The sequence below is a fragment of the Herbaspirillum sp. Sphag64 genome (assembly GCF_014192645.1).
Lineage (GTDB): Bacteria > Pseudomonadota > Gammaproteobacteria > Burkholderiales > Burkholderiaceae_D > Herbaspirillum.
Window position 1 is genome coordinate 2,238 of record NZ_JACHYE010000033.1, and the last position, 1,563, is coordinate 3,800.

General features: G+C 58.6%; 1 protein-coding gene and 1 pseudogene. Both read right to left on the reverse strand.

Translation table 11 applies throughout. The features are described from left to right. Positions 1-634, reverse strand: a pseudogene (locus FHW66_RS21080) (ABC transporter ATP-binding protein); the annotation flags it as partial. A 107-nt stretch (positions 635-741) separates the two neighbouring features. After that, positions 742-1,563: branched-chain amino acid ABC transporter permease (locus tag FHW66_RS20650; RefSeq protein WP_183381708.1), on the reverse strand; the 822-nt coding region annotated here is incomplete at its 5' end.

Consider the following 1,563-nt stretch of genomic DNA (forward strand, 5'->3'; position numbering starts at 1 on the left):
GAAACTTGACCATCGAGCCGGAACCGGGGGCGCCGGCCAGCGACACACCAAATACGTGGATCGGGTCGATCAGATTGATCCCTTGGGGGCCATTGGTGATGTTGACCGGGGCATTGAGGTTGTTCATGAAGATCCGGATGATTTCTCCGAAACCTAAGGTCACAATGGCCAGGTAGTCACCGCGCAGCTTGAGTGTGGGGGCACCCAGCAAGGCACCAAACAGGGCGGCAATGAAGGCTGACAGCGGGACGATGACCCAGATCGTCAGGTGAATCCCGTGTTGTGTAATGTCCGGTCCACTGACCGAGACCAGGAAGTGGCCCAGACTCGGATAGGTGTCGACGAACGATTGCAGGACATCGGCGAACTGGGGCGATGCCAGCAGACCGGCGGTGTAGGCGCCAATCGCGTAGAACGCGATGTAGCCCAGATCGAGCAGACCGGCAAAGCCGACCACAATGTTCAAACCTAGCGCTAGCATGATGTAGAGCAGGGCGATGTCCATGATGCGCACCCACGAATTGCCGAACTGGCTGGCAATGAAGGGGAAGGCGATCAACAGCAGCAGTGTGACCACCAGGCTGACATTGGTCTGAGCCGGGTAGCGTTTTTTATCAAAGGTGAATAAGGCCATGATGTGTTCTTTCTGTTTGCATTCGCAAATGGGAAATTTGCTCAGCTTGCTGGGCCGGCCGAGGGCAACCGTCGTCACCATCCCCGCAACAGCAAGCTAGTCAACTCTTATGCGCGGTCGGCCACGCGTTCGCCCATAATCCCCGAAGGACGTAGCGTCAGCACGATGATCAGTACGACGAAGGCGAAGATGTCCTGGTAGTTACTGCCCAGGAAATTGCCGGTCAGATCGCCGATGTAACCGGCGCCTAGACTTTCAATCAGGCCGAGCAGAATGCCGCCTAGCATCGCGCCATAAATGTTACCGATCCCACCCAGCACCGCGGCTGAGAATGCCTTCAGCCCGGGGACGAAGCCCATCGCAAATTGCGCTGTGGAGTAGTTGGCGGCCCACATCACGCCGGCAATGGCGGCTAGTGCGGCACCAATGGCGAAGGTCACGACGATGACGCGGTTGGCATCTACGCCCATGAGCCCGGCAATGCGCGGATTCTCCGCCGTGGCGCGCATGGCGCGGCCCATCTTGGTCTTTTCAACAATCAGGACCAGACCGATCATCGAGGCCAGTGCCAGCAATAGCAGCAGGATCTGGGTCGGCGAAATCAGTGCACCAGCAATGTGCACCGGATCCGATGGCATGATCTGCGGGAATGGGACCGGGCTGCGTCCCCAGACCATCATGGCGATGGTCTGCAACAGGATCGATACGCCAATGGCGGTGATCAATGGGGCCAGACGCGGTGCATTGCGTAGTGGCCGGTACGCGACCCGTTCAATGATCAGACTCACGATCACGCATACCGGTATGGCACCGATGATGACGATCACGAGCTTGACGATGCCAGGCAGCCCGGGGGCCAGTGCCTGTACCAGCTTGAGAATACTCAAACCTGCCATGGCGCCGATCATGAGCACGTCGCCGTGGGCGAA